Below are 1,586 nucleotides of genomic sequence, written 5' to 3' on the forward strand. Positions count from 1 at the left end.
TTTGAGGAGGAATTCGATCTGGAAATCCCCGATGAAGATGCGGAGGGCATCGCCACCGTGCAGGATGCCGTCAACTACATCCTCTCCAAGAAGGCTGCCTAAGCTGGGAGAGGGGGTAGGCCTCCCCCTTCCCCCTCGAGGGGGAGTGCTAAGGAAGAGGACTCACGGTTGTCTATGGATCCTGCCGCCGCTCCTATGTCCGTCCCAACCAACTCCCACCGTCGCGTTGTCATCACGGGCCTGGGGGCGATAACCCCCCTTGGCAACTCTCCTGCCGAGTTTTGGCAGGGTCTGCTGGCAGGGCGCTCTGGCATTGGGCCAATTACCCACTTTGACGCCTCTCGCCACGAGTGCCGCATTGCCGGGGAGGTGAAGGGCTTTGATCCCCTCGACTACCTGGACCGCAAGGACGTCAAGCGCACCGACCGCTTCGTCCATCTGGCATTGGCTGCCACCCAACAAGCGCTGGAGGACGCCCAATTTCGCATTACCGATCTCAACGCCGAGCAGGTGGGGGTAATCTTGGGTACTGGCATTGGCGGCATCCGGGTCTTGGAAGAGCAGCAGACCATCTACTTGCAAAAAGGGCCGGATCGCTGCAGCCCCTTCATGGTACCGATGATGATTGCCAATATGGCGGCGGGCCATGTGGCCATTCACTTTGGCGCCAAGGGGCCCAATTCCTGCACGGTGACGGCCTGTGCTTCCGGCTCCAACGCCATTGGCGATGCCTTTCGGCTTATCCAGCGGGGGGAAGTGCAGGTGGCCATTACAGGGGGCACAGAAGCGGCAGTGACTCCCCTGTCGGTGGCTGGCTTCAGCGCCATGAAGGCCCTTTCCACCCGCAATGAGGCTCCTGAGCAGGCCTGCCGGCCCTTTGACCGGGATCGGGATGGCTTTGTGATGGGGGAGGGAGCTGGGATCCTCCTGCTGGAGGAGCTGGAACATGCCCGCGCCCGCGGTGCCAAGATCTACGCCGAGATCGTCGGCTACGGCCTTACCTGTGATGCCCACCACATCACTAACCCTGCTCCCGGCGGCGAAGGCGCTGCCCGCGCAATGCGGCTAGCCCTCAAAGATGCAGGGATCCGGCCAGAAGAGGTGCAGCACATCAACGCCCATGCCACCAGCACGCCTGTGGGGGATGTTGCCGAGGTGCAGGCCATCAAGGCAGTTTTTGGCGAGCATGCCCCTCGCCTGGCTATTAGCGCCACCAAATCCATGACCGGTCACCTGTTGGGGGGGGCAGGCGGCATTGCTACCGTGGCGACGGCCCTGGCCATCTACCACGGCTGGGTTCCCCCCACCCTTAATCTGGATAACCCTGACCCCGAGTGCGAAGGGCTGGACTTTGTGCCCCACAAGGCGCGGCAGATGGCCATTGACGTGGCCCTGGTCAATGCCTTTGGGTTTGGGGGGCATAACGTGACCTTGGCCCTGCGCCGCTACTCTGCTGATTGAGGGATCCCGCCTATGTCCATCCCGGAAGGCTCCGCCCCCTCTGTTCGCCAGCAGGCTTTGGCCGCCTTGACGGCGGAGCTGACGCAGCAGGGCCATCCCCCCGAATACGCCCAGCACATGGCAGC

The 1,586-nt window shown here is 62.8% G+C and carries 1 protein-coding gene and 1 pseudogene; both read left to right on the forward strand.

The window, feature by feature from the left end:
• A pseudogene (locus tag NW863_RS12970) lies at positions 1-102 on the forward strand (acyl carrier protein); the annotation flags it as partial.
• A gap of 93 nt (positions 103-195) precedes the next feature.
• A complete protein-coding gene (gene fabF, locus NW863_RS12975; protein WP_414366860.1) occupies positions 196-1,461 on the forward strand; it encodes a beta-ketoacyl-ACP synthase II in 1,266 nt (421 codons plus the stop codon).
• The last annotated feature ends 125 nt before the right edge of the window (positions 1,462-1,586 follow it).

This window comes from Synechococcus sp. B60.1 (assembly GCF_047462555.1).
In the GTDB taxonomy this organism is placed as follows: Bacteria; Cyanobacteriota; Cyanobacteriia; order Thermostichales; family Thermostichaceae; genus Thermostichus.

Bases quoted from the DNA above. Each gene is read 5' to 3' on its own strand.
- fabF (WP_414366860.1), top strand. From the start codon at position 196: ATGTCCGTCCCAACCAACTCCCACCGTCGCGTTGTCATCACGGGCCTG.